Genomic DNA, 2,480 nt, shown 5'->3' with positions numbered 1-2,480 from the left:
CAATCCAGGGCGATTTGATACTGCCCTGGATTGCTTCGCTACGCTCGCAATGACGAAGTGCTATCGCAAGTCCACGATGACCTTGCCCATCGAGCGGCCCGAAAGCAGGCGCTCCACGGCATCGAACACGCCGGGCAGGCCGAGGAAGCGCTCCTCGTCGAAGCACACCTTCAGCTTGCCTTGGTTATACAGCGCGAACACGTCGTCGCGCGCGGGCGGCCAGAACTCGGCCAGCAGTCCGTTCATGAAGCCGCGTACCGAAGCCCCCTTGTAGTAGAGCTTGTGCGCGATGCGCGGGGCGGTGACGATCTCCGGCCTCCCTTCGAGGTCAGAGGCCGCGCCACCGACGACCACGCGCCCATGCGGCGCGACGTTGTCGAGGAAGGCGTCGAAGATTTCGCCCGAAACCGTGTCGATCGCCACATCCAGCCGATTGGGATATTCGCGCGCCAGCACTTCCGGCACCGACTCCGAACGATAGTCGATCACCCGCGCCGCGCCGAGGCTGCGCGCGAATTCGGATTTCACCGGCCCGCCGCAGACCGCCACGACCTCGCAGCCCTTGAGCGCCGCAAGCTGAACGATCAGGTGGCCGAGACCGCCCGCAGCGGCGGAAATCGCCACGACATCTCCCGCCTTCGCCTGCCCCACATGGAACAGCGCCATCCACGCCGACACGCCGGTGGAGGCGAGCGCCAGCCATTCGGGGCTGTCATCCGCCACTTTCACGAAGTGGCCCTGCGGCGCGATGTTGTACTGGCGATAACCGCCGGGGAAGCGCGTGGTCACTACAGCGTCGCCGGGGGCGAAGTCGGTCACGCCCTCGCCCACTGCCTCGACCACGCCCAGCGCCTCCACGCCGGTCAGGGTCGGCAGGCCGATCTTCACGTAGTCCACCGCGTTGCGGGCAATTTGCGTATCGAAGATGCCGTTCACGCCCGCGTACCGATTGCGCACACGCAATTCGCCCGGCGCCGGATCGCGCAAGTCGAGGTCGACGATGCGCGCCGCCTCGCGGAAACTCTCGCCGAACTGCGCGAGCTGGACCGCCTGATAGGTCGCCATCAGGCTTGGCCTTCCGGGAAGCCCAGCACGCCGGGGTTGAACAGGCCCTTGGGGTCAAGGTGCGCCTTGAGATTGTCGAGCAGCGCGGTGAACGCCGGATCGCGGCTCTCGCGGTAGGGGTAGGTGCGGCCGATCTGGAAGTGCCCGGTGCCGTAGCGCGCGCAGATTTCGACCACGCCTTTGCGCAGGAACTTTACCGCCTCGGTCGCCGCCGGGTTCTTCGGCCGCTGTGTCAGGCGCGCGACGTGCGAGGCTTCCATCGACTGCTCGTGGATCGGGCGCCAGCCGGTCGGCCAGAAGAACACCGGCTCGATGATCAGCGCGTTGCTGGCCATCGCCGTGAACAGGAAGCCGGTGTGGATCTCGTGCTCGGTGAAGAGCGCGGCGTTCTCGGCGTAGAACTTCTGGATTTCGGTGAAGATCTGCGGCGCAGTGGACAGCGGGCAGACGCCGTGGACCGGAATCCACGCCTCACCCGTCGGGCCGACCATCGAGTTCAGCGGCGGGAAGGGGTTGGCGCGAATGATCTTCGCGATCGAATTCTCGATCTCCGTGCCCTCGAACTGGCGGGCGATGCGGCGCGCCTCGGCCATGTCGAACGCCACCGCGTCCTTCGAGCGTCCCTCGGCAATGACGTGGAGCGGATAGTCGCCCTTGGGGATGAAGTTGCGCCCGCCGAGCGCCACCTTGGCGGCCGAGAGCAGGCCCTTGCCCAGCGACTTCTCCTTGCCGATCACCGCGCCCAGCGTCTTCACATCGGACAGCAGCGACATGCGCTTCATGCGCACTTCGGTAAGCCCGGGGTCGAAGGCGCACATCTCGCAAGCGATGCCCGCCCGCGCCATCTCGCCCATCGCTTCCAGCAGCTTCTCGCCGCTGGGGAAGGAGAACGAGGCATAGTCCTCGTACGCAGGCGCGGTGATCAGGCGGAAGGTGACTTCGGCCTTGATGCCCAGCGTGCCACAATCGCCGAAGAAGATGCCCGCCAGATCGGGGCCGAAGTGGCGGTAGAACGGGTGCTCGCCGCCTTGGCCGCGTGCGCCGGTGCGGATCACTTCGCCGGTGCCGGTGACGACGGTGAGCGCGACGACGCTCTCGCTGCTGGTGCCGTACTGGCTGGCACCGAACATCGCGTTGAGCTGCGAAAGCCCGCCGCCGATGGTCGAGATCAGGCCCGACATCGGCCCCCAGAACGGCGTGCGCAGCCCTTCCTTCGCCAGCGCCTCGTTCAGCTGGATCCAGCTGACGCCCGCCTGAACCGTGACCGTCATGTCGCCGCGATTGACCTCAATCACGCGGTTCATCCGCAGCGTGTCGATAGAGACGGTGCGGTCGTTGGCGGGGACATAGGCCGAAGTGTAGCTCATCCCCGCGCCGCGCGGCGCGGCCGAGCAGCCCGCATCGCCGATGACCTT

Annotated in this window: 2 protein-coding genes; both read right to left on the bottom strand. The window is 66.7% G+C overall.

What is annotated here, in order from left to right:
- Positions 1 to 60: 60 nt before the first annotated feature.
- Entirely contained in the window at positions 61 to 1,065 is a 1,005-nt protein-coding gene (locus ACYPYD_RS22975) for a zinc-binding dehydrogenase (RefSeq protein ID WP_459665743.1), read from the bottom strand.
- Positions 1,065 to 2,480 (bottom strand): FAD-binding oxidoreductase (locus tag ACYPYD_RS22970; RefSeq protein WP_459665741.1); only part of this gene is annotated, 1,416 nt, incomplete at its 5' end. The genes ACYPYD_RS22975 and ACYPYD_RS22970, both read right to left, overlap by 1 nt.

It is taken from the genome of Novosphingobium sp. 11B (assembly GCF_054589055.1).
Note: the sequence above shows the minus strand (reverse complement) of the source record. Positions and strands in the feature narration are given on the sequence as shown.